We start from the raw sequence: 24,419 nt of genomic DNA on the forward strand, positions 1-24,419 counted from the left end.
CTGTCTATTAGGCAGCAGCTTCTGTCCTGAACACCGCTTCCTTTTTTCGTGTTGATATCGTATTTCTATCTTGAACGATTTAAGCGTCAGAAAAGGGAGCTTCATTGTGGCAAAGCCAATCCATCATTTCGATTTTCTCAGCCATAATCGTGCAGCTTGGGATCAGCAGGCGAGAGAGCAGCAAGCTTGGTCACGTCCTGTCAGTCATGAACTGATTCGCGCAGCTCGTCATGGTGATTGGGAGCTACATATCACGCCAAGACCATTATCCAAAGCATGGCTCGGTGATATTGTCGGAAAAAACATCCTGTGCTTAGCCTCTGCAGGTGGTCAACAAGCACCTGTGTTGGCGGCTGCGGGCGCGAATGTCACGGTCTTTGATCTTTCTGATCAACAATTGCAGCAAGACCGAATGGTTGCTGAACGGGAAGGACTTCAGCTCAAGACCGTTCAGGGAGATATGTGTGATTTGCAGGCATTTCAGGATGCTGAATTTGATTTGATCATTCAACCGATTTCAAACCTGTATGTTGCCGATGTTGAAGCAGTATGGCGGGAATGCTATCGGGTACTGAAACCGCAAGGGGTTTTGATCGCCAGTTTTTATAATCCTGTGGTTTTTATAGCAGATCGCAATCCTCAATATGCCAAACAGGGGCTGATTCACCCGATTTATAGATTACCTTATTCCGATCTTCAGGATCTGAGTGCAGAGGCACTCAATGCTAAGCTGCAAGCAGGTGAGGCGGTGGTGTTTGGACATAGCCTAACAGATTTAATTCAGGGGCAACTGGCCGCAGGTTTTCTTATTCAAAGCTTTTATGAAGATGATCAACCACAACCACGTTTTTTAGTGGATCAATTCATGCCAACCTTTTTGGCAACACGGGCGATTAAAAATTAGCGGCCTATCTTCCCTAAAGTATGATTCGATGAGTCGGGTTGGGGTGCGAATATTTCTACCTCAATTGGCTGCATCATCTTTCTATAAAACGATCTAAAAATAATTCACACACTGGATAGAGATCTGGAAAAAGTGGATAGAGCTGGGCCATAAATCAGGCTTCAATCATGAAAAGGTTTTTATGGATTGGAGGAGATGAAAATGGCTCCACGTAATATTGCAGAATGGCAAGATTTCATCACAGGATGTTTGGATTTTCGCCCGAACGATGGCGTATTCCGTATTGCACGCGAGATGTTCACAGAGGCTGAGCTTTTCGATTTGGAAATGGAATTGATCTTTGAAAAAGTCTGGATCTACGCCTGTCACGAAAGTGAAATTCGCAACAATCATGATTTTTTAACGGTTCAGATTGGACGCCAACCGCTGATTATTAGCCGTGATGGTCAAGGTCAATTACATGCCATGGTCAATGCCTGTGAACATCGTGGTGCGACCTTAACCCGTGTGGCCAAAGGCAATCAATCTACCTTTACCTGTCCGTTCCATGCGTGGTGCTATAAATCAGATGGTCGTCTGGTCAAGGTCAAAGCGCCTGCGGAATATTGTGAAGATTTTGATAAATCCAGTCGTGGTCTCAAACAAGGACGCATTGCCAGTTATCGTGGCTTTGTTTTTGTCAGTCTGGACACACAAGCAACAGACACCCTTGAAGACTTTTTGGGGGATGCCAAAGTATTCCTCGATTTAATGGTGGAACAGTCGCCAACTGGTGAGTTGGAAGTCCTGCAAGGCAAGTCTGCTTATACCTTTGCAGGAAACTGGAAGCTGCAAAATGAAAATGGTCTGGATGGCTATCACGTCAGTACCGTGCACTATAACTATGTCTCAACCGTACAACATCGCCAACAGGTTAATGCAGCCAAAGGCGATGATCTGGATACCTTGGATTACAGTAAATTAGGTGCAGGTGATAACCAAACCGATGATGGCTGGTTCAGTTTTAAAAACGGTCACAGTGTTCTATTCAGTGAGATGCCAAATCCCGCGGTGCGTCCTGGCTATGACACGGTGATGCCTTATCTGCTGGAAAAATATGGTGCTAAGCGTGCTGAATGGGCGATGCATCGCCTCAGAAACCTAAACCTCTATCCAAGCTTGTTCTTTATGGATCAGATCAGTTCTCAACTGCGTATTGTCCGTCCTGTGGCGTGGAATAAAACTGAAGTGATTAGCCAATGTCTGGCAGTAAAAGGCGAGTCGACCGAGGCACGTCGTAACCGCATTCGCCAGTTTGAAGACTTTTTCAATGTCTCTGGCTTAGGTACGCCTGATGATTTGGTGGAGTTCCGTGAACAGCAAAAAGGCTTCCAAGCACGTTTGGAGCGGTGGAGTGATATTTCCCGCGGACAGCATAAATGGTGTTATGAGCTGACGCAAAATGCACAGGATTTGGGGATTCAACCTGTGATCACGGGCTGTGAACTGACGCATGAAGGCCTCTATGTCAATCAGCATGGTCAATGGCAACGTTTAATGTTGGATGGCTTAAATCGGAAAGCCTTAAAAATGCAGGATATCACCTACCAGTTAGATACTGTGACAGAGGAGGTCTAAGCCATGACTGCTGAATTACATTTTGCTGTTTCACAATTCCTTTATCAGAAATCAGAGCTATGCGACCGTTATGATTGGGATGCCTATCTGGAATTGTATGATGAAGATAGTGAATATCACATTCCGCAATGGATTGATGACCATCGTTATGTCGAAGATCCGAATCAGGGCCTGTCTTATGTCTATTATGCTGATCGCTCAGGTCTGGAAGATCGTGTGTTTCGTATCCGTACCGGCAAAGCGGCATCAGCCACGCCCTTACCCCGCACGCAGCACAGCATTCAAAATGTACAGGTCAAAACCCTGCCAGAGGGTTTGATTGAAGCCAAAGTCGGTTGGAGCACTTTATATAACCGTCAAGGTCTGGAAGGTTGTTTCTATGGACATGCCACTTATCTGTTAAGACCTACTGCAGAAGGATTCCGTATTCGCCGTCAGCACACGATTTTGCTGAATGACAAAATTGATTCGGTCTTAGATTTTTATCATGTTTAAGGGAGCATCATGATGGGACATTCAGTTGCACTTAATTTTGCCGATGGGAAAACCTTTTTTATTTCAGTTCAAGAGGATGAGTTACTGTTGAATGCAGCAATTCGTCAAGGCATCAATTTACCCTTGGATTGTCGTGAGGGCGTGTGCGGAACCTGTCAGGGCCAATGCGAAACTGGTATTTATGAACAGGAATATGTCGATGAAGATGCGTTGAGTGAGCGTGATTTGGCTGAGCGTAAAATGCTGGCTTGCCAAACGCGGGTCAAATCCAATGCGGCCTTTTATTTTGATCATAGTTCTGAAATCTGCAACGCTGGTGAGACACTGAAAATTGCCAGCAAAGTGACCAAGCTTGAACTGGTGTCAGAGAGCACCGCCATCCTGCATGTCGATGCCAGTTCATCTGCCAAGCAACTTGAGTTTCTACCCGGTCAATATGCCCGTTTGCAAATCCCTGAGACAGAAGATTGGCGTTCTTATTCCTTTGCCAATCGACCCAATCCAGACAATCAACTGCAATTTTTAATTCGCTTATTGCCTGATGGGATCATGAGTAATTATTTACGTGAACGTTGCCAAGTGGGGCAAACCATCATGATGGAAGCACCTTTGGGCAGTTTCTATTTACGTGAAGTAGAGCGACCGCTAGTGTTTATTGCAGGCGGCACAGGTCTATCTGCTTTTTTAGGTATGCTGGACAATATTGCCGAGCAAGTCGATGCACCCGCAATTCAGTTGTATTACGGGGTCAATCAGGCAGCCGACTTATGCGAGCAATCGCGGTTACAGGCCTATGCAGAACGGATGCCGCATTTTAACTATCAACCTATCGTCACCCAATCTTCAGAGACGTGGACAGGCAAAACAGGTTATATCCATCAGCACTTAAATCGGGAGCAACTCGCGGAACAAGCTTTTGATATGTATTTATGCGGGCCACCGCCGATGATCGAAGCGGTCAAATGCTGGCTGGATGAGCAAGCATTAAGTAATTACCGTCTCTATAGCGAGAAGTTTTTACAAAGCAACAGTGCACGTATTGCACTCGATGCTTAATCGAAAAGGGGTGGAACATCGTAATGACCATCCCTTTTTTCATTCATCAAAAACATCATCCTCAACATTAGAAATATCGGATGTATGCAATCAGACGACTCTGAAGGAGAGATTGACTGCACATATTTAATTGATCCAACCAACAGAAGTTTTAACAGAATTTGCTTTTAAGGGAATAAAGATGAAGACAGTTGATGTTAATACCGTAATCAATCGTGACCGCTTATCGCCACTACAATGGCTGGTCTTTGCACTAGGTTTCTTGGTGTTTTTTTGTGATGGTTTAGATACTGGAATTATTGGTTTTATCGCACCTGCCTTACTGGATGATTGGGGCATCAGTAAACCTGAATTGGCACCCGTACTCAGTGCAGCGCTGGTGGGGATGTCGATCGGTGCAATTATTTCAGGACCATTGGCAGATCGGTTTGGGCGTAAAGGGGTGATCGTGTTCACCACTTTATTATTTTCCATATTTACCATCTTATGTGGTTTTGCTTCTTCCACGCAGGACTTGATGATTTACCGCTTTATTACCGGCGTGGGTTTGGGTGCGGCGATGCCAAATATCAGTACGATTGTTTCAGAATTTATGCCTGCGAAACGTAAAGCCTTTCTGACTGGTTTGGCGGGTTGTGGATTTATGTTGGGGATTTCCTGTGGCGGTCTGTTGTCTGCTTATTTACTGGAAAATCTGGGTTGGGCCAAAGTGGTGATTTTAGGTGGCATTATTCCGTTGTTCCTCGTGGTGGCTTTATTACTGAAATTACCTGAATCAGTGCCTTATCTGATCAAACGAGAGCAGCAAGCCAAAGCGCAACAGATTCTGGCAAAGATTCAAGGTCATGCTTTTGCTGATACAGTCAAAATTGAGCTAGCGCATATCGATGTGGATCGTAGTGAAAGTCCCGTCAAAACAGTTTTGGGCAAATATCTATGGGGTTCAGTGATGTTATGGCTGTGCTGTTTTATGAGCCTGTTGGTGTTCTATTTGCTAACCAGCTGGATGCCGACTATTTTAAAAACCGCAGGCTTTAGCACACAACAGTTTAGTTTAATTGCTGCAATATTCCCTTTTGGTGGGGTGATCGGGGCCATTATCATGGGCTGGTATATGGATAAACTGAATCCAACTCTGGTGATTAAATATGCTTACCTGACTGCATTTATCATGTTTATCGTTGCGGGCTTCGTTAGTTCCAGTATCTTATTGCTTGGCATCAGTATTTTCCTGATCGGGGCATTGCTGACAGGGGCGCAATCGTCTCTATTGCCTTTGGCCGCTTTATTTTATCCATCGCAGTGTCGTGCGGTAGGCGTGTCATGGATGCATGGTATTGGTCGCGTCGGCGCCATCTTTGGGGCATTCTTCGGTTCTTATATTTTTACTTATGAGATCAGTCTTGGCGGAATTTTCTATCTGTTGGCTTTGCCGACCTTGATTGCTTTTATTGCTTTGAGTTTAAAAGCCATGCGTCAGAACAATAAAGCCAATCCAGTGTTAAGCACCAGTTAATGGAAAAAGCCCAGTATGTTGACTGGGCTTTTTTATATTTAAGAGTGTTCACTCATGTTTATTTCGGGTTTCACTTGGTTTTTCCCCAAATTCATCCTTATATTCCTGAGCAAAACGGCTGAGGTGGTTAAAGCCCCAATCATAAGCCAGTTTAGAGATGGAAATTTTTTGATGCTTAGCGGCATTGCTCAATATTTTATAGATTTGCTGTAGGCGATATTTACGTAGATAGGCCATTGGACTCAGGCCATAATGCTGCTGAAATTCTTCATAGAGTTTGGATTTAGACACACCTGCCAACGTGTGTAAGCTTTCAGCATTGAGGGCTTCATGGGCATGCTGAATGATAAAGTTTTTTACTTTACGCAGATAGGCAGGCTCAGCTCGGTTGCAGCGTTCATGTAGCGCCGCAGAATAATTATTCTCCTGAGACAGTAGCAGGGCTTTTATCACAAAATTTTCATAGTCCTCGGAAAACATGGGTAGGCCTGAGAAGTCAGCATAATGCGATTTTAACTGCAAGAAATTTTCAATATTGTGCCACCATGCTTGCATCAAGCCAGTCATCGACAAGGAAATTTCAGGGTTAAATACGATGGCTTCTTCAATTGGTTGATTGAGAAGTTCGGACAGCACCAGTTGCAAGCTATTTTCAGGAATGACCACCTGAAATTTTTGACAGTCCTGATTGATGACCAAATCCTGTAAGTCCTGATTGGAGACAATCAAACCAGTTTGTGCATCGGATTGGTATTTTGCGCCACGGATACTGAGCGTTTGTTTGCCGTGAAAGGGCAGGCTGATGCTATAGGCTTTTAGGTTGGCAATATTGATGGCGACATTGGCTCCATAGCTGATGGTCCCGATTGCCATTTTTTTATGCGGTAAACGAATCCCGTCATAATGAAAATCGAGTGTTTCTCGACATAGGGTATCCAAGCGGTGTTCACCACAGATCATTGACATCAGATCTTGAGCAAAGTCGGCCTGATGGGAATGATGGATAAGATCCATATTTTGGCTGAGTGATGTCATCGTCCTTTCACCTAGCGAAGTGTTTGTTGTTTTAGCAGCAAGAAAAATGCCATTCTGATCCATAAATGACCGCGTTTTTCTCGCGTGGAAAAATGAATTGATGTGCAAAAATCAATATTCCACCTGAGTTCATTAGAACAAATCCAGCCAAATACACAAGCCTATTCCACATATATCTTCATGCTTTATAGGTATGTTAAGCATTGTGGTGTCTGAGGAGACGACGAAGATCACATGCTTAGAACCCAAACTTTAAGTTTCTTATTATCATTAAAATATCAATTTATAAGAATTGAACGCATCAGTTATTTTTTTTAATCTCGTCATATGATTTTTTATCGTTAAAATGCGAAATGGTTTTTGTTCTTATTTTTCATTTTGGGTTTTTTTAACATTCAGTTAAGTTTTCAAAATTAAACTGATCGGCTGATTAAACCAAAAGTTAAAAATCTCTTTAATTTTCAGGAATAACTTATGACTGACGCTCAAGCCAACCAGCAGGATGCTGCTTCAGATTCGGCATCAGATGATGCAATGAAAGCAAAACGTAAAAAATTCCTTGGATTTTTCGCACTCATTCTCATTCTCGCTGCAATTCTGTATGGCATTTGGGCGTTATTCTTTAATCATTCGGTTAGTACAGACAATGCTTATGTGGGTGCAGAAACTGCACAAATCACCTCAATGGTCAGTGGGCAGGTGGCTGAGGTATTGGTTAAAGAGACCCAACAGGTCAAACAAGGCGATGTGTTGGTGCGTATTGATGAACGTGATGCCAAGATTCAATTGGCACAGGCGCAGGCAGAACTTGCTAAAGCACAACGCCAATATAAACAAAGCCAAGCCAATAGCAGCTCATTAAACTCACAAGTGGTGGTGCGTAATGATGAAATCACCAGTGCGCAGGCGCAAGTGACCAAGGCACAAGCCGATTATGATCGTGCTGCACTGGAGTTGAATCGTCGTAATGAACTGGCTGCATCGGGTGCAATTTCTAAAGAAGAATTAAGCAAGGCACAAAGTGCGGTTTCAACGGCAAAAGCCAGTCTGGATTTGGCTCAAGCAGGCTTGGCACAAGCGACCTCAAGTCGTAAAGCGGCTGAAAGTACTTATGCTGCCAATGAAGCTTTAATTCAAGGTTTCAATGAAGCCTCTACACCTGATGTTTTAGTTGCAAAAGCGCATGTGGAGCAAGCGGCATTGGATTTAGAACGGACGGTGATTCGTGCACCTGTTGATGGTGTCATCGCACGCCGTAATATCCAGATTGGACAACGGGTTGCGCCGGGTACAGTAATGATGTCGGTGGTACCTGTCTCTGCACTGTATGTCGATGCCAACTACAAAGAAAGTCAATTGGCGAAAGTCAAAGCCGGACAGCAAGTGACTTTACGCTCTGATTTGTATGGCGATGACGTGGTGTATCACGGCGTTGTACAAGGTTTTTCTGGCGGTACAGGAGCGGCATTTGCCTTGATTCCTGCACAAAATGCCACAGGTAACTGGATTAAAGTGGTCCAGCGTTTACCTGTACGTATCAGCCTTGATCCAAAAGAACTTGCAGAGCATCCATTGCGCGTTGGTTTGTCGATGCAAGCAGATATTGATCTTGCATCGAAGTAATCAGCCATGAAAACGCAAAATCCATTTGCAGAACTCAGTGGCGGGCGCTTACTGCTAGCAGCATTTGTTATCGCCCTATCAAATTTTATGGTGGTCCTAGATACCACCATTGCCAATGTCTCAGTCCCACATATTACTGGAAATCTTGCAGTTTCCAGTTCCCAAGGCACATGGGTGATTACCTCCTATGCTGTTGCAGAAGCGATTTGTGTACCGTTAACGGGTTGGCTCGCAGGGCGCTTTGGTACGGTTCGTGTATTTGTGTTCGGGTTGATTGGCTTTACCATTTTTTCATTCCTGTGTGGTTTGGCGACTTCATTGGAAATGCTGGTGTTTTTCCGTATCGGACAAGGTCTCTGTGGTGGTCCACTCATGCCACTCAGCCAAACCTTATTGATGCGGATTTTCCCACCTGAAAAACATGCACAGGCGATGGGTCTCTGGGCGATGACTACAGTCATTGGGCCAATTTTAGGGCCAATCCTTGGTGGCTTAATCAGTGACAATCTCTCTTGGCATTGGATTTTCTTTATCAATATTCCTGTCGGGATCTTCTGTGTTTTAGCCGCGATACGTTTATTGTCTGTGGCTGAAACCAAGACTGAAAAACTGCGAATTGATGCGATTGGTCTAGGCCTGCTAGTACTCTGGATTGGCGCTCTGCAATTGATGCTCGATCTCGGGCATGAACGTGATTGGTTTAATAGCAGCAGTATTATCATGCTGGCTTTGATCGCAGTGGTTGGCTTTATCGTGTTTATGATTTGGGAGCTGACCGAGAAGCATCCCGTGGTCAATCTGTATGTGTTCCGACATCGGGGCTTCGCCGTGTCTGTATTGGCATTGGCCTTTGGCTTTGGTTCCTTTTTTGGCAGTATCGTGCTAATCCCACAGTGGCTGCAGATCAATTTGGGTTATACCGCTACTTGGGCTGGCTATCTCACCGCCACCATGGGCTTTGGCAGTCTGACCATGTCGCCAATTGTGGCCAAGTTGTCAACCAAATATGACCCGCGTGCCTTGGCGAGTTTTGGTTTAGCCTTGCTCGGTGTTGTAACTTTGATGCGAGCTTTTTGGGTGACTGATGCCGACTTTATGTCTTTGGCATGGCCACAAATCTTGCAGGGCTTTGCAGTGCCATTCTTCTTCATCCCACTGTCAAATATTGCAATGGGCTCAGTCTTGCCTCAGGAAATGGCATCGGCTGCTGGTTTGATGAACTTCTTGAGAACCATGGCAGGGGCGATTGGGGCTTCAATTGCTGTGACGATCTGGGATGATCATGCCAAAGTGGCGCGCAGTGAAATGGTGAATAACTTACATCCGCAAGAAGTACAAAATACCTTATTGCAGAATGGATTCTCCTCTGATGCGACACTCGCCACGATTGCCAATTTGGTGGACAAAGAGGCGATTACCATGTCTGCCAATCATGTATTTATGCTGTTGGCGATTGTATTTGTGTTTGCCAGTGCTTTGATCTGGATGAGTCCAAAGCCGAAAGGCAATACGGGTGGTATGCCAACGCACTAGATATTTTGAAGAAAAAAAGCATCTCTTAGGAGATGCTTTTTTTATGTATAAAAATACTGTTTAAACTGAAATTGATAGATTTTGCCTATTTTTTTCTAAAGAAAGTATGCCAGAATCCAGTTGAAAGTGATAAGGATTATATTGTAATGACAAGGAAGGATATTACTGGGCATATCAGATAAAGACTAGAATCATTGAATATTATTAAAAGTTTATTTTTATCAAAGATTAAAACCTCTATACCTGAAAACAAATAAACTAGCATGAAAATTGCATGGATAGGCAGGTATATATAATGGAGTTATCACGTGAATCATAGATATTCATTTTTTTTCAGCAGCTTATTGGCTGTTGGTATATTACAGGGATGCGGAAATGACACCTCATCAGATCAAGCAAGCAAAGATTCAAATACAGATCAGCCTTCAAATTCCAATCTGATCATTGATCAAGACCCTAGCAGTTGCAGCAAATTGGCACAGGATGGCTCTAGTGTGGTGGTAGGTTCCAATCAGAATGGTGATCCAGCAGCACCCGAAGGTGCATCTGGTTATCGATTAAATAATACGGTGAAATATGCTGATAAATATATGGTGGTCGCGAATACGCCGTTGGCAGTAAAGGCAGGCTGCGAAATTTTAAAAGCAGGTGGAAGTGCGGTGGATGCTGCAGTTGCTGTTCAAGCAGTTTTGGGTTTAGTAGAACCGCAGTCCAGTACCATCGCAGGTAGCGGCTTTATGATGTATTACGATGCGAAAAGTAAAACTGTCACTGCCTATGATGGGCGAGAGACTGCACCTGCTGCGGCCAATGAATACTATCTGATCCGACAGGACATACATGATCCAGCATCTCCTGCACCAGTGCCAAGTACTCGCCGTAGTGGACGTTCGATTGGAGTACCTGGGGTAATGCGTTTATTGGAACAGGCACAACAGGAACATGGCAAACTGAAATGGGATCAGCTTTTTAATCAAGCCATTGATCTGGCCGATCATGGTTTTCGCATTCCGGGGCGTCTGGCCGATGCTATTGCAAGTAATGCCGACCATTTGGCACTGGATGCCAATGCGGTAGCGACTTATTTCTACCCAGATGGTACGCCTCGTAAAGTCGGTGAAACCATGACCAATAAAGCCTATGCCAAAACGCTGGAAGCACTGGCAAGTCAAGGTGCGAAAGCCATGTACAGTGGGGCGATGGCAGAGAATATCGTGGCAAAGGCTGGACAAACAATCGGAGATGATGCCGCCCGTACACCGATTACCCCAAGCTTGATGACTTTACAGGACTTATCTAATTATCAAGTTAAAAAGCGAACGCCAATCTGTAGCACTTACCGTGATCGTTACTATGTCTGTACCATGCCACCACCATCATCAGGTGGAATTGCAGTTGCACAAACGCTGGGCATTTTAGAAAATTTTGATATGAGTAAATATCCACCCCAAAATCCAGAAAATGAGGGTGGGATCCCTGATGTTATGGGCGTGCATTTGGTTTCTGAAACGGAACGCTTGGCCTATGCAGACCGTGACAAATATGTTGCAGATACTGATTTTGTGCCATTACCAGCAAAAGGTATTACTAGTCTGATTGATAAAAACTATTTAAAACAACGTGCTGCACTGATTAATCCGAACCAAAGTATGGGCGTTGCGCAAGCAGGTCAATTCGACTCAAATTCAGGTGTTGATACGACAGTAGAGCATGGCACCACTCAGTTTACTATCGTCGATGCCTATGGGAATGTGGTTTCGATGACATCGACGGTTGAATCCAGTATGGGGTCATTCCATATGGTGGATGGCTTCTTGTTATCCAATCAGCTAACCGACTTCAGTGCCAACCCTGTCGATCAAACAGGTGCTTTGTTGGCGAATCGGGTCGAAGGTGGTAAACGTCCACGCAGTACTATGGCGCCCACTTTAGTATTTAAAGGCACCACAGCTGATGAGTTTTATATGGCTACAGGTTCACCGGGTGGCGGAACCATTATTCAATATGTGGTCAAAACCTTGGTTGGGGCATTGGACTGGAACCTGAATGCACAGCAGGCGACATCGTTGGTGAACTTCGGCGCAACCAATAGCCCAAACACCAATATTGATAGCTCAAATGACCAATTATCCTTGCTTGAATTGATTGATGGCTTAAAAGCCAAAGGCCATGGCATTTCCAATACAGCACAAACCAGTGGTATTGCCACGATTATGAAAGTCAAAATTGATAAGCAAAGCAAATATGCTGGTGGAGTCGACCCACGCCGTGAGGGCATTGTGTTAGGTAATGGTGCATTATAAGCTCAAATTTAGAAGCTGTCCTAGTGGCAGCTCTTTCTAAAAAGAGTCCTTGAAAACGCAAGTTTCGCAACAATATAGGTTTATAAGTGCATATTTTGCTCGATGCTTAGAAATTAGCATTTAAATTCTAGTCATCTATGCTATGATTGCGCTGTACTTTGGGGATGTTTCTGGCTTCGACGCTGGTAATGAAACTCATAGATGCATGCCGAGAGCGCATTTCCTCTCGTAAATCAAATTTGCATTTTTTAGTCGCAAACGACGAATCATACGCTCTAGCTGCCTAAGGGCAGCTTGTCCGCTTCACTGAATACTTGTGGTCAGTGAACCCGACTGAAGCGCACGCACACAAGTCCGTATAAAGCCAAGCCTCGGGGCTTTGTACTAAATTTAGAGGATCGCGATTTGTACCCTGTTCGTCGGGTCACAAAGAGTTAAAATAGTAGACGATATCTAAGCATGTAGTATTCTCGAGCGTAGTGCTGGCGGACGCGGGTTCAACTCCCGCCATCTCCACCAAAATATTATTCGAGATTGTTCGATCCGATATAGAAAAGCCTTTAAGTTCAATGCTTAAAGGCTTTTTTATTTGCCTGTTTGTCCGATATCATCCGACTTGATTTGACCTTATTTTTGCCTTCTCTGGGTAATTATTGGGAAAATTTACTCACAAGATTCAAAATGATTGAGGCAGGAAAAAAGGCACTAACTGATGTGGAGTGCAAAAAGGCATTACCTAAAGAAAAGCAATATCGATTATCAGATTCTAATGGGTTGTCACTCATCATTGATCCCAAAGGGGGTAAATATTGGGCGCTTCGACTTACAGTTGATGGGCAAAGAAAATCTAAAGCATTAGGGCAGTATCCTGATCTAGATTTGAAAAAGCCCGTGAAATTGCTTTAGATATAAAATATAAGTTTTCTCGTGTAGAGGCTGTTGATGAGTTAAAACCACTTTTTAAAGAGGTGGTTGAAGACTGGTTTGAGAATTAAAAAGAGACATGATCATTCAAACATATCAGTAATGTGCGAGCATCTTTAGATGAGCTGTATATTGCTCTGGCCAATAAACGAATTAATCAAATTCAAGCACCAGAGGTATTGCAGATAATCAAAAAAATCGAATCTAGGGGCTCATTAGAGGTGGCCAAACGCACCTTGTCACGTTGTAGTATGGTCATGAAATATGCCATAGCTCATGGCAATAGATATGATAATCCAGCAAGTGATTTGGTCTACGCACTTAAAAATAAAAAAGTGAAGAACTTAGCTTCATTATCAGAAAGCGAAATGCCTGAATTCCTTAGACGGATCAAAACCTATCCAGCAGATGAAACCCATCATGCAATTATTCTGATTATGCTTACTGGCGTTCGAGTAAGTGAATTACTGCAAGCGTGTTGGGATGAATTTGATCTAGATGAGCGTAGGATATCCCTGCTGAGCGTATGAAGAACGGTTTACCCCATAGTGTACCCTTTTAACAGGCATTATGATCGATGAACTTCAGGCATTGCGTCTGACACATAATCAGGATCTGTTATTTCCACACCGACTAAATAACAAGCAAGCTATGCTTATTGAGTCAATTTTGGCTGGGAAAGCCTTATGGGCGGCTTTACATCAATCTAGATAAGACAAATGAGTTGGATTTGTGCATTTTTAGAACCATAACCTTGAACATTCCATACCTTGGTAGCAAGGCTACATTATTACAGTGCTGTATCAGGTAATCTACTTTCATGTTTACTATTAAAACTGACCTTACGAGGTAAGAGTACTGCCTAGAGTTACCATACTCCGATCTAATAAATGGACTTAACTTTAAGTAATGGAGTAAATCTTAATGATCCCATTACTTCAGCTAAGCAAATTAACGAACAAAGTAAAGAAGCAGGATTTTATCAAGAGGAAGTAGCTCATAAGCACAAACTGCAAATCAGTTTGGGAGGATTATATTTTTGAATTTGAAAATAATAATGCTTAAAGGGGTAGTATAAAAAATTAATTTTTAAATTATTGGTATGAGACTTATTTTGTTCTAATTTGAGACATATTTAAAATATAGGTTGTTAATTATTTAATTGTGTTGGTAATATTAAGTCTCTGAATTATTCTTAGCATTAATCAGTGAGAGTGAGTGAAGTCTCGGTGCCAAATGAGACAATGAATCTTGTTCTGAAAGGCCTGCCTTAGGCAGGCCTTTTTATTATCTATATAAGTTGGATAGCTGTAATGTATGATAAATTAATTTCGGGCTTTGATGCAGCTGGGTTGTATGCAAAAGGTGTTGAAATTGAGTATGTCCATCGGGGGGTATGGTATATTATGACAAAAAAGCAAGAATATTTATTCTTATCTGATTTGTATATTTTTAGGGAAAAAATAAATTAATTCAGTACAGTGTAGTTGTGTCCTAAATTGAAAATTTAAAAATAAATAATAAAGATATATAAGATAAAAAAGTCTAATTAATTTTTATGTATGAAATTCTTTGAAATGGTATTTACACAATCATGTGGGAACTGCTTAAGAGTTTTTTTTAGGCATAATAATGTTTTTACACGTGAAAAATTTATTAAATTCATCCGATCTGAGTTACTTGCTGAAATTGAAGTGGCTTATTTCCTCTGTACATCAAATAAAGATCAAGGATTACTTACTATTTATACTGAGATTTATCTGGATAAATGTTTTTATTTGGATCTATTAGCAAAAGATTTTATAGAGTGTGGGTTTGCAGAACGTGACTTAACTTCAATAAAAGTCATAGTAAGGGCGTTTAAGGATAATATTTGAACAATTTTTTATGCTAGTAATTCTGTATAGGTTTTACCAGTACTACTTGTATGTCCCAAAATAAAAAATGATATGACCCAAATGAGAAATAGGTGGTTAATTTCAGCGTGATAACCTTACAACTCCTGTTAACCAATTAACATTTTATGGTGTTTGTTATGAGAAATATCACAAAAACTGCTTTAGCTGTTTTATTAGTTTCAGGGTTTGTTGCTCAAACTCAAGCTGCTGTAACTGGTCAAGTTGATGTTAAATTAAATGTTTCAACTGGCTGTTCTGTAGGCGGTTCAACTACGGAAGGAAGCATGAACAAATTTGGTACTCTAGATTTTGGTAAAACAAGTGGTACTTGGACTAACGTTTTAACTGCCGAAGTTGCTTCTTCTGCTACAGGTGGTGAACTTGAAGTGACTTGTGATGGTACTGATCCTGTGGACTTTACAGTTTCTATCGATGGTGGTGAGCGTAGTGACCGTTCTTTGAAAAATACTGTAGCAGATGACCTTGTTTCTTATAATGTTTATCGCGATGCTGCACGTTCTAATCTTTATGCTGTAAATCAACCGCAAGCATTTACTGCGGTAGGTGGTCAAGCAACTCCAGTTCCTATTTTTGGTGCTATTGCTCCAAATGCGGGTACAGCAAAAGCGCAAGGTGATTACAAGGATACTTTATTAGTAACTGTAAACTTCTAACTTGTTGTTAGCTAGATGGGTTTGTTCCGTAGGGAGGCAAACCCATTTAAGGAGGGGAAATGCATTTTATTCGCGCTTTGTTTATAACGCTTTTAGGTTATTCGGTTGATACGGTTTATGCGGGTGATTTAGGCGCAAAATTAAATACACAGATAGAATTATTACCTTCATGTTTTATTAATAATAAGCCTATAGCTGATGGAACTACAAATATTAACTTGGGTGAAATAGATTTTGGTGAAACAAATGCTTCATTTAATGAGGTCATCGAATCAAGTTTGATCGGGGAAAATGGTGCAGGTATTCAAATTCAATGCTCTGGAATATCTCAAGTCAAATTAACTTTTGGTTCGGGTCAAAATGATGTAAATGTACCATCTGGTTTTTCTGGAAATTATTATCATGCCCTAACCAATGGGAAAGATTTTGTTGCTTATAATTTGTTGTATGGTGAAAATAAATTGATAATAAAGCCGAATGATTTTTTTGTTTTAAGTAATGTCAATCAACCTCAAAATGTAATTGTGTTTGGTCGAGCCATAAATAATGGTACTCGTATTTCTATGGGAAGCTATAGTGATATAGTTCCAATCGTTATTGAGTTCTAAAATGAAGAGAATAATATTTATTGTATTGCTTCTAGGTTCTGGCCAACCTATTTACGCAGCAGCACCGCAAACTAAATCCTCATTTATAGTTCAAGCAACTATTGAAAAAGGTTGTAGCCTAGTAAATAGTGAGCAGAACATGGATTTTGGGCAGCATTCAGCTTTGTCACAAGAGAAAATAACTTCAAGTATTATAAATACAAATACAACCTGGAGTATAAAATGTACTGAAAGAATGCCTGTTAGTGTTATGTTGGATGCTGGGGAGTATTTTGATGTGAATCATAATCGCCGTATGAAAAATAGCAGTTCATCAGAATATATAAATTACAAACTATATACATCTAGTAGTTTAAATACGGAGTATATGGCTGGGAATATTTATCCATTGAGCCCTACAACTGCTGCAAATTCTATCCTTGATTTTTCAGTTTATGGTGTGGCTGATCTTGATAATAATAATCAGTTTAGATCGGCGGGAATTTATAAAGATACAGTCTCAATTTTGATTTCATGGTGATTATATGGCTTATTTTCTTTCAAAAATAAAATTATTGTCGATTTCTTTCGCTTTAATTTTAACAACCTGTCTTGTATCTAGTTTTTCAATGGCGCAAGCAACATTTTTGATTTGGCCTATTTATCCAAAAATAGAAGCAAATGAAAAAGCTGTCGCTATTTGGCTTCAAAATACGGGGAAAACAGATGCAATGGTTCAGGTCCGTGTTTTTAAGTGGAATCAAAATAATTTTAAAGATGACTATAGTGAGCAAAATGAAGTCATTCCTAGTCCACCGGTGGCAAAAATAAAAGCTGGTGAGAAGCATATGTTGCGTCTTACTCAGGCAGGATTAGTTCCAGAAGGTAAGGAAATTGCTTACCGTGTCATTGTTGATGAATTACCCGTAAATTTACAAACTGAGGGTGAAAGTAAAGCATCTAAAGTTAGTTTCCAAATGCGTTACTCTATTCCATTATTTGTGTATGGTAAGGGTGTTGGAAGTGGCTTAACAGAAGAAAGTCAAAAAATAAATGCCAAGAATCCTTTAGCGAAACCAATGTTGTCATGGTATACACAAAAAAATGTACAAGGTAAGACCGAATTATTTTTGAAAAATGATGGGCAAAAATTTGCAAGACTGTCTGCAATTAAAACGACACAAACTGGTAAAGAAGTTGCTTTAGGCAAAGCTGCATTTGGTTATATTTTACCAAATTCAACAATGAAATTTGAGGTTGAACCTGGTATATCACGTGAATTACTCAATTCCATTAGCATTTATGGTTTGGATAGTTCTGGTGTAAAACAAGAGTTAATTGAAATAAAAAAGGGGGGTGGTTAAATGACTCTCCAATATAATTATTTATATAAGAGTATTCTTTGTATTCTAGTCACGGGCGGGGCTTGGATTTATCCTAAGGCATTAATTGCTGGGGAATTGCCTCCTGCTCCAAAGGGGATTGAAGAAGTTAATCAGTTATTCAAACTGTATTTGGATTTGAACGTAAATCAATATCCCACACGTCAGGTTGTACCGATTCTTGTCAAGAATAATGATTATTTTATTCAGAAATCCAAGGTCATAAATGATTTAAGTATCAGTATTCCAGAAGATGTAATGTACTCAAGTGCTTCTTCTTTGACTGATCAGGATGTCTTGACCCTTGGTTTTTCTGGTGACTCTTCTGACTGGTTAGCATTAAATACAATTCCAGAATTAAAGTATGAATATAATTCCGCTAGACAGTATTTTAATTTAGATGTGCCTGCTAGTTGGATGCCGACTCAAATGGTAGGAAAAGATTCTTGGTATAAACCTGAGCATGCACAGTCAGGGATAGGTTTATTGAATAATTACGATTTTTATACTTATAAGCCAAAGTTTGGTAATACTACAAGCAGTTTATATACTGAACAGCGCTTCTTTTCGCCTTATGGGGTATTTAAAAATTCAGGAGTGTACGTCAAAACCCATCATGAAAATTCTGGGGAAAATTCTAACTCGAGAAATAATGATGGCTATAAACGCTACGATACAACTTGGCAATACGATAATCAAAATAATGCAACCTCCTTATTGCTAGGGGACATTATTACAAGTAATAAAACGACTTGGGGGAGTTCGGTTCGTTTAGGTGGCCTTCAACTGCAACGAAATTATGCTACTCGACCTGATTTAATAACTTATCCTCTACCTCAGTTTGAAGGACAGGCTGCATTACCAAGCACTGTTGATTTAATTATCAATGGACAAAAGGCAAACTCTACAGAAGTACAGTCTGGCCCCTTTATTTTAAATAACATTCCTTTTATTAATGGTAAAGGTGAGGCTGTTGTTGTGACGACTGATGCTGTTGGTCGTCAGGTTGCAACGACTGTTCCCTTTTATATTTCTAATGCTTTATTAAAACCAGGTCTCTTTGATTATTCTCTTTCACTGGGACAAATTCGTGAAGACTATGGAATAGAGAATTTTTCTTATGGTAAGTTCGCCAGTGCTCTTGATGCACGATATGGTGTAAATAACTGGCTTACAGCTGAAGGACGATCTGAATTTTCAAGTGATTTACAGTTAGTTGGTGTGGGGTCGATTCTTAAACTTGGCAATTGGGGGGTATTAAATGGCTCTGTAACCAAAAGCTGGGCGGACAAATCTCTTTCAGAAAAGAAAAACGATAATTTAAGTGGGGAACAATATACAATCGGTTATAGCTATAATCGGAACCGTTTTGGCTTTAACATTAGCCATACAGATCGTAATGATGAATACTTTGATTTATCAAGATTACAATATTCAGATCTAATCTCAGCAAACAGTAATCGAAGCACGACTGCAAATACCTATTTTGCTACGAAAAAGTCTGGAACATTTGGGATTGGGTATATTGAGACTGAATCTAATAAATTTGAAAACAAACTATTAAATTTGTCTTGGGCTCCAGTGCTTCCTTCTTATATGAAAGGAGCAACAATCTCTCTTAGTGCCAATCATGATTTTATTGAGAATGAATGGAATGCTGCTTTCCAGATATCAATTCCATTGTTCCAGAGAGCTTCTACTGTAAATGCTGGCTATTCCTTTGATCCTTCAGGAGATTATGGCTACGTTAATTATAATCACATGACTCCATCTGAAGGTGGGTTTGGTTATGATCTAACCAGAAGGTTTAATGAAAATGCAGAAGATTTAAACCAGGCGCAAGTCAATTATCGTAATAAATATATTAATTCGAACTTTGGTCTTTCTGGAAATCATGACTACAACTATTGGTTCGGTGCTTCTGGCTCTTTCGTTTACATGGAGAATGGCCTTTATGCTGCAAATCGCCTAGGCGAATCATTTGCATTAATTGATACCAATGATGTTCCAGACGTGAAAGTCCGTTATGAGAATAATTTAATTGGTACGAGCAATAAAAGAGGCCGTATTTTTGTGCCTTCTGTAACCCCTTATTATGCGGGTAAATATAGTGTGGACCCAATTGATTTACCATCGAATTATACCATTACCAAAGTTGAGAACAGAATCGCTGCCAGACGCGGTTCAGGCGTAGTGATTAAGTTCCCAGTTAATAATTCATATTCAGCAAATGTGTATTTGGTTCAGGAAAATAATCAGCTAGTACCAGCAGGTTCAACAGTGCATAGAGCAGATTATGAATCCAGCTATGTGGGTATGGATGGTATTGCTTATATGGAAAACCTTACAGCTGAAAATTCAATAACAGTACAACTCCCGGATCAAACGATTTGTAAAGCAGATTTTTCAGTGGATCTCGCACAAGCAAAAAACCAGATTGTTGTAATTAAGCCAGTGATGTGCCGTGAGGTATCTAAACCATGAAATTCAATTCGAAAAAGATAATGAATGTTAGTCTTTTGGCTTTTAGTTCAGTTTTATTCATAAGTCATACGCATGCAAGTTGTTCAGTTTCGAGTACAAATAGAACTATTACTATAACTGTACCTTCAATATCACTTTTTGAAAATGGAGAAGCGTCAAGTCAATTTGAATCAGGTATGTCATGTGAAGGTTTTAGTGCAGCTTTCGCAAATATGACGTATTTAAAATATAGAGTTGAGCAAATGTCGAATACTTTTAAAAATTCACAGACTGGTGAACAACTTTACGCTAATTTATACGATACGGATAATGGAGCAATTTCTTCTGGTTTAGAAAAAGACATGAGTCGTTTTTCTCTACTAAACTTCTTTTCTGGGCCTAATGGCAGCTTACCGTTTTATTACCAGCTTCCTGCGGGACAAAACGTTTCACCAGGTATATATGATACAGATGTGCCATTTAGAATACGATGGTATTATTCAGTTCCAGCGTTTGCAGCTGCGGGGCTCGGATTTTTCTTTGAAAGTCCAAAATTTAAGCGCGGAGCATTGGGGATTGGTTTTAGATGGGGGGATGGAGTTGAGTCAGTCCAAACATTAAGAATTAGAGTACTACCTGATTGTCGAATTCTTGCGCAGAATGTCAATTTTGGGACAGCAGCATTCGCAGGACAATTTGAACCCATACAAACCTCAATGGGAATTCGCTGTTCAATTAACACGCCTTATATTGTTAGTCTAAATAATGGTCTTTATCCGCAAGATGGTAATCAACGTTCAATGAAATCCCAATCAAGTAATGATTTCATGAAATATGAAATCTATAAAAATGCTACATCTGAACGTTGGGGAAGTGGTAGTGAAAGCTGGTCTAGCTTAAATGCAACAACAAATCCAGGTATCCATGATGCAATAACACAACAGGGGTATGTATTTACCACTAAAGTTCTCGATAGTAATTCGGATAACTTACCAGCAGGTATTTACCAAGATACAGTGACAGTTGAGGTTTCATTTTGATAATATTTCTTAATTAAAATTTAGATATTCAATTTTTAAATATTAGTATTGTGCAGATTTACAGCTGTATTCTATTAGTTTGCTAGGATGTTTTAACTGCAAGGATGCAGGGGAATGTTGTAGGGATAAATGTGGAAAGTAAGCAACAAAGTAAAGTTCGTTTTGAAGTTATTAAGTATATTTTGAATAATTGTGAGAAGCTAAATATCCAACGTTCAGATCTAATAGAAAAATCTGGATTGGACGAAAATTTATTAGAAATAGATCCTTTATATGTCCCATTAAGTTATTTTGAAAAAATTGTTATATACTTAGATGAAAATCTAAAAGACCCTCTGTTTTTTTTGAAAGTTTTGTTAATTAATAATGGCCCATCAATCGCTGTTTTAGGATTGCTGATGACAGTCAGTAATAACCTGGACGAAGCTATTGTTACAGCCTGTAAATATAGAGAGATAAATGGAAATATAGGGGATGAAATGGTTGTTGGTGAAGATGAAAGTCAATTGTATTTAAAACTTATAAGCTGTTCTGATAACTTGACTTATATTAGGAGGGTTGTAGAGTTTAGGTTTTTGTGGTGGGTAGATTTTATTAAAAAGACTTGTGATAATGGTGGTGATTTTATTAAGTGTATCTATTTTGAACATAGATTAGTTAATGTTGGGGAAGAAAAGTTATATAGTGAATTTTATGGATGCCCAGTATATTTTAATATGGGTGTGTCAATGTTGGTGGTTTCGAAAGATGCTTTGAAGATACCATTTAGGTCGGCAAACAGAGAGCTATATTTAAGTATTGAAAAATATGTTTCAAGCTTATTAGATGTATATGTAAATGATGGATTTATTTTAAACAAGATAAAATCACTTATATCATTTCAATTGCAGAACGGAGTGGTTTCTCGTGAGATAGTCGCCGAAAGGTTAGGACTTAATATTCGTACTTTAACTAGAAAACTAAGTGCAGAAGGAACTACATACAGTAATTTATTAGAAGAAGTTAGGCTGGAATCAGCTAAGGAATACTTGAGTGATTCAAATATGAATATTGTAACTATTTCAAAGAAATTAGGTTTTTTTACTAGCAATGCTTTCATTACATGGTTTAAGATTTTAACTGGCAAAACACCTAAAAAATATAGAGATTATCAGAAAACGAATAAATAATATTTGTAATTTGTTTTTATTAATTATTTTTGAAAAATGCCTAGGCTGATTTTCTATTTATGATTTAGATTTCTCTAACAAGATGTTTTATAAATATAATTTTTTCTTAAAATCCATCTATTTTATTTTGGAGGGGTTGATTTCATCAGAGGCTAATTTTTTATATTATTTTTTGAATGATTTTGATGTTGTTGAAATAGCGCTTAATTAAATTTTGGATTAGGTTTTTGTTGAATAGTATTTGGAAATTATGTATTTTTTAAAGAAATGTAGGTTTTTTATTATTTTTTAAATTTGAATATTGTGAGGTGAATATGGACGGAAAAAGATCTCTGAGAGTTCGTTTTTCAGCTTTTAAATATTTTGTTGAACATTATGATTTTAAAGACCTTGATAGAGTTGAAATTTTAAAAGTTGTTGGTGTTGATGAAGAGTTCTATAAAAAAGAAAAGCAGTATGTATCACTGGAAATTTTTGAACGTTTAATAATATATTTAGATAATAACTCTGATGACCCTTTATGGTTCGTACATTTTTTGTTGAAAGATGGAGCGCCGCTTATTGGTGTGTTAGGAATGCTATTAAGTGTATGTAGTAACTTAGGTGAAGCACTAAATGTCGCATGTAAGTATAGGGAGATAAATGGTGATGTTGGAGAGAAAATGGTTGTGTCAGAAGATGATTATTATATTTTTTTAGAATTTATTAATGTTTCTAACAGTTCTTTTCTTATACAAAAATCTATAGAGTTTAGATATGCCTTATGGATAGATTTTATTAAATCTAAACTAGGAGGTAATTCTCAATATGTTAAATATATTCACTTTAAGCATAATGTAAAAAATTCTGAAGTGAAGAAAGTGTTTGATAGCTATTTTAATATTCCTGTTTCATTTGGTATGAATCGAAACCTACTAGCTATATCAAAAGATGCTTTAAAAAAAACATTTAAGTCTGCAGATCAAGAGCTTTATTTTAATTTGGAGAAGTATGTAGTAAATGTTATTGGACAGAATAAGCCTGAAGATGAAATTTCAAATAGAGTTAAATTTATTATATCATTTCAGTTGCAAAAGGGTGTGATATCACGAGAAATTGCTGCAGAGAAATTAGGGCTTAATATTCGTACATTAACTCGGAGATTAAATGATGAAGGAACTACATATACTAAGTTGTTAGAAGAGGTTCGTCTAGAAACTGCTAAAGAGTATTTAAGTAATTCAAATGCATCGGTAATAATTATCTCAAAGAACTTAGGTTTCTTTACAAGCAATGCTTTTATTACTTGGTTTAAGTCCTTAACGGGCGTTACTCCTAAAAATTACCGAGAATTGCTTGCTAAGTGATGATAACTTATGGGTGTAAATATCCTTACAGCCTTCACGAGAATAATCTATCTGATAGGTTAACCAGTCATGGAGGGGGGAACTATGTTAATGGTCATTTGATTTTGTTTAAGATAGTCTGAGCAGCGAAATTATTAGTGAGCATTTTAAAGTTTAAATTATGGGCAACTTACCATCGTTATGTGTAATCCCGAATAAGTGCTGTTACAACATGTATAAATTGCTCGATTCCCTCATAAGTTTGTTTCAGTATAAATCCAGACAGTCGAATTTCAGGAATTCATCATGGTAGTCAGGCATAGTATCTTTTTTAAATATCTTTCTATTTTAGGTTTTGCGACAAGTTCTGCTATCACAAGTGTGATGTGACTTTCGCAAGTCCGGAACAGGCATGGAAAAATCATGAGCAGGATATCAAATCGGCTCCTGAAAAAGCCAGTCAGCTTAAAAATGCTAAGGCAGTGAGTAATGTTATGTTGTTTGAAGACCGTGTAGGATACTCTGCACTCTTGATTCAGGGACAATATCCACGAGCACATATGAAGAATAAAATTGGACAAGAGCTCTGTTTGTGGAACAAAACTAGCAAGAAAGCTTATTTAACTGAGGCAAACATGAAAGTGCATTAAAAAGTACATATGCTACTTTTAATCTTATGCAGTAAGCATTTTTAATCCATCAAAAAATGTACCAAAATTTAATGGGTCAAAATTGGGTGAGTTTGAGTTATATTAAAATAAAATTTAAATAAAACAGTGTTTTATTGTTTTGGTTCAACTGACGTCATCTTCACCAAAATTCGGAAAAGCCCTGAAATGAAAGTTTCAGGGCTTTTTATACTAAAATTTAAGTAT

General features: G+C 39.3%; 18 protein-coding genes, 1 other RNA gene and 3 pseudogenes. 21 read left to right on the forward strand and 1 reads right to left on the reverse strand.

Translation table 11 applies throughout. The features are described 5' to 3' along the window. Positions 1 to 106 precede the first annotated feature (106 nt). The 5 genes from V6E90_RS01540 to V6E90_RS01560 all read left to right on the forward strand — a co-directional run bounded on the left by V6E90_RS01540 (position 107) and on the right by V6E90_RS01560 (position 5,588). Positions 107 to 904: a class I SAM-dependent methyltransferase gene (locus V6E90_RS01540; RefSeq protein ID WP_332604298.1), complete on the forward strand. Its 798-nt coding sequence runs from the start codon at positions 107 to 109 to the stop codon at positions 902 to 904. Positions 905 to 1,105: 201 nt separating this feature from the next. Continuing rightward, on the forward strand, positions 1,106 to 2,521 hold the full coding sequence (antA, locus tag V6E90_RS01545) for an anthranilate 1,2-dioxygenase large subunit (RefSeq protein WP_332604299.1): 1,416 nt from the start codon (positions 1,106 to 1,108) through the stop codon (positions 2,519 to 2,521). Positions 2,522 to 2,524: 3 nt separating this feature from the next. Continuing rightward, positions 2,525 to 3,016, forward strand: coding sequence for an anthranilate 1,2-dioxygenase small subunit (gene antB / locus V6E90_RS01550; RefSeq protein ID WP_332604300.1), 492 nt, complete (start codon positions 2,525 to 2,527; stop codon positions 3,014 to 3,016). Positions 3,017 to 3,022: 6 nt separating this feature from the next. Then, positions 3,023 to 4,072 (forward strand): anthranilate 1,2-dioxygenase electron transfer component AntC, encoded by a 1,050-nt coding sequence (gene antC / locus V6E90_RS01555; protein ID WP_332605058.1) that lies wholly within the window; start codon positions 3,023 to 3,025, stop codon positions 4,070 to 4,072. Positions 4,073 to 4,253: 181 nt separating this feature from the next. Continuing rightward, a complete protein-coding gene (locus V6E90_RS01560; RefSeq protein WP_332604301.1) occupies positions 4,254 to 5,588 on the forward strand; it encodes an MFS transporter in 1,335 nt (444 codons plus the stop codon). Between the two features lie 48 nt (positions 5,589 to 5,636). Here V6E90_RS01560 and V6E90_RS01565 read toward each other — a convergent pair whose 3' ends face one another. Further along, the gene (locus V6E90_RS01565) at positions 5,637 to 6,623 is read right to left on the reverse strand and encodes an AraC family transcriptional regulator (RefSeq protein WP_016541933.1); all 987 of its coding nucleotides are present in this window, start codon (positions 6,621 to 6,623) and stop codon (positions 5,637 to 5,639) included. A gap of 474 nt (positions 6,624 to 7,097) precedes the next feature. Between V6E90_RS01565 and V6E90_RS01570 the strand changes: the two genes are divergently transcribed. The 16 genes and pseudogenes from V6E90_RS01570 (at position 7,098) to V6E90_RS01645 (ending at position 24,194) form a co-directional block, all read left to right on the forward strand. Beyond that, positions 7,098 to 8,246, forward strand: coding sequence for an HlyD family efflux transporter periplasmic adaptor subunit (locus tag V6E90_RS01570; RefSeq protein ID WP_262757466.1), 1,149 nt, complete (start codon positions 7,098 to 7,100; stop codon positions 8,244 to 8,246). Positions 8,247 to 8,252: 6 nt separating this feature from the next. Continuing rightward, positions 8,253 to 9,779, forward strand: a complete 1,527-nt coding sequence (locus tag V6E90_RS01575; RefSeq protein WP_023270597.1) for a DHA2 family efflux MFS transporter permease subunit — start codon at positions 8,253 to 8,255, stop codon at positions 9,777 to 9,779. Between the two features lie 308 nt (positions 9,780 to 10,087). Then, entirely contained in the window at positions 10,088 to 12,082 is a 1,995-nt protein-coding gene (gene ggt, locus V6E90_RS01580) for a gamma-glutamyltransferase (RefSeq protein WP_016541930.1), read from the forward strand. Positions 12,083 to 12,242: 160 nt separating this feature from the next. Continuing rightward, positions 12,243 to 12,601, forward strand: a transfer-messenger RNA (tmRNA) gene (gene ssrA / locus V6E90_RS01585). A 162-nt stretch (positions 12,602 to 12,763) separates the two neighbouring features. Next, positions 12,764 to 13,681: pseudogene (locus V6E90_RS01590) on the forward strand (tyrosine-type recombinase/integrase); the annotation flags it as partial. Further along, a pseudogene (locus tag V6E90_RS01595) lies at positions 13,656 to 14,007 on the forward strand (recombination directionality factor); the annotation flags it as partial. The pseudogenes V6E90_RS01590 and V6E90_RS01595, both read left to right, overlap by 26 nt. 312 nt (positions 14,008 to 14,319) lie before the next feature. Further along, positions 14,320 to 14,478 carry a hypothetical protein gene (locus V6E90_RS01600; RefSeq protein ID WP_332604302.1) on the forward strand — a complete coding sequence of 53 codons (159 nt, stop codon included), beginning with the start codon at positions 14,320 to 14,322 and terminating at the stop codon, positions 14,476 to 14,478. A 563-nt stretch (positions 14,479 to 15,041) separates the two neighbouring features. Continuing rightward, positions 15,042 to 15,578 carry a Csu type fimbrial protein gene (locus V6E90_RS01605; RefSeq protein WP_332604303.1) on the forward strand — a complete coding sequence of 179 codons (537 nt, stop codon included), beginning with the start codon at positions 15,042 to 15,044 and terminating at the stop codon, positions 15,576 to 15,578. Between the two features lie 59 nt (positions 15,579 to 15,637). Then, the gene (locus V6E90_RS01610; RefSeq protein WP_332604304.1) at positions 15,638 to 16,186 is read left to right on the forward strand and encodes a spore coat protein U domain-containing protein; all 549 of its coding nucleotides are present in this window, start codon (positions 15,638 to 15,640) and stop codon (positions 16,184 to 16,186) included. Position 16,187: 1 nt separating this feature from the next. Next, the gene (locus tag V6E90_RS01615; RefSeq protein WP_332604305.1) at positions 16,188 to 16,706 is read left to right on the forward strand and encodes a Csu type fimbrial protein; all 519 of its coding nucleotides are present in this window, start codon (positions 16,188 to 16,190) and stop codon (positions 16,704 to 16,706) included. A gap of 4 nt (positions 16,707 to 16,710) precedes the next feature. Further along, positions 16,711 to 17,529, forward strand: coding sequence for a fimbrial biogenesis chaperone (locus tag V6E90_RS01620; RefSeq protein ID WP_332604306.1), 819 nt, complete (start codon positions 16,711 to 16,713; stop codon positions 17,527 to 17,529). Further along, on the forward strand, positions 17,530 to 20,031 hold the full coding sequence (locus V6E90_RS01625) for a fimbria/pilus outer membrane usher protein (protein ID WP_332604307.1): 2,502 nt from the start codon (positions 17,530 to 17,532) through the stop codon (positions 20,029 to 20,031). It abuts the gene before it with no gap. Then, entirely contained in the window at positions 20,028 to 21,050 is a 1,023-nt protein-coding gene (locus V6E90_RS01630) for a Csu type fimbrial protein (RefSeq protein WP_332604308.1), read from the forward strand. Before V6E90_RS01625 ends, V6E90_RS01630 begins: the two co-directional genes overlap by 4 nt. Positions 21,051 to 21,181: 131 nt before the next feature. Next, positions 21,182 to 22,219, forward strand: a complete 1,038-nt coding sequence (locus tag V6E90_RS01635; RefSeq protein WP_332604309.1) for an AraC family transcriptional regulator — start codon at positions 21,182 to 21,184, stop codon at positions 22,217 to 22,219. Positions 22,220 to 22,533: 314 nt separating this feature from the next. Next, positions 22,534 to 23,565 (forward strand): AraC family transcriptional regulator, encoded by a 1,032-nt coding sequence (locus V6E90_RS01640; protein WP_332604310.1) that lies wholly within the window; start codon positions 22,534 to 22,536, stop codon positions 23,563 to 23,565. A gap of 285 nt (positions 23,566 to 23,850) precedes the next feature. Next, a pseudogene (locus tag V6E90_RS01645) lies at positions 23,851 to 24,194 on the forward strand (hypothetical protein). Positions 24,195 to 24,419 lie beyond the last annotated feature (225 nt).

This window comes from Acinetobacter sp. ESBL14 (assembly GCF_036668815.1).
GTDB classification, from domain to species: Bacteria; Pseudomonadota; Gammaproteobacteria; order Pseudomonadales; family Moraxellaceae; genus Acinetobacter; species Acinetobacter gyllenbergii.

Bases quoted from the DNA above. Each gene is read 5' to 3' on its own strand.
- antA (WP_332604299.1), top strand. From the start codon at position 1,106: ATGGCTCCACGTAATATTGCAGAATGGCAAGATTTCATCACAGGATGT.
- antB (WP_332604300.1), top strand. From the start codon at position 2,525: ATGACTGCTGAATTACATTTTGCTGTTTCACAATTCCTTTATCAGAAA.
- V6E90_RS01560 (WP_332604301.1), top strand. From the start codon at position 4,254: ATGAAGACAGTTGATGTTAATACCGTAATCAATCGTGACCGCTTATCG.
- V6E90_RS01565 (WP_016541933.1), bottom strand. From the start codon at position 6,623: ATGACATCACTCAGCCAAAATATGGATCTTATCCATCATTCCCATCAG.
- V6E90_RS01570 (WP_262757466.1), top strand. From the start codon at position 7,098: ATGACTGACGCTCAAGCCAACCAGCAGGATGCTGCTTCAGATTCGGCA.
- V6E90_RS01575 (WP_023270597.1), top strand. From the start codon at position 8,253: ATGAAAACGCAAAATCCATTTGCAGAACTCAGTGGCGGGCGCTTACTG.
- V6E90_RS01600 (WP_332604302.1), top strand. From the start codon at position 14,320: ATGTATGATAAATTAATTTCGGGCTTTGATGCAGCTGGGTTGTATGCA.
- V6E90_RS01605 (WP_332604303.1), top strand. From the start codon at position 15,042: ATGAGAAATATCACAAAAACTGCTTTAGCTGTTTTATTAGTTTCAGGG.
- V6E90_RS01610 (WP_332604304.1), top strand. From the start codon at position 15,638: ATGCATTTTATTCGCGCTTTGTTTATAACGCTTTTAGGTTATTCGGTT.
- V6E90_RS01615 (WP_332604305.1), top strand. From the start codon at position 16,188: ATGAAGAGAATAATATTTATTGTATTGCTTCTAGGTTCTGGCCAACCT.
- V6E90_RS01620 (WP_332604306.1), top strand. From the start codon at position 16,711: ATGGCTTATTTTCTTTCAAAAATAAAATTATTGTCGATTTCTTTCGCT.
- V6E90_RS01625 (WP_332604307.1), top strand. From the start codon at position 17,530: ATGACTCTCCAATATAATTATTTATATAAGAGTATTCTTTGTATTCTA.
- V6E90_RS01630 (WP_332604308.1), top strand. From the start codon at position 20,028: ATGAAATTCAATTCGAAAAAGATAATGAATGTTAGTCTTTTGGCTTTT.
- V6E90_RS01640 (WP_332604310.1), top strand. From the start codon at position 22,534: ATGGACGGAAAAAGATCTCTGAGAGTTCGTTTTTCAGCTTTTAAATAT.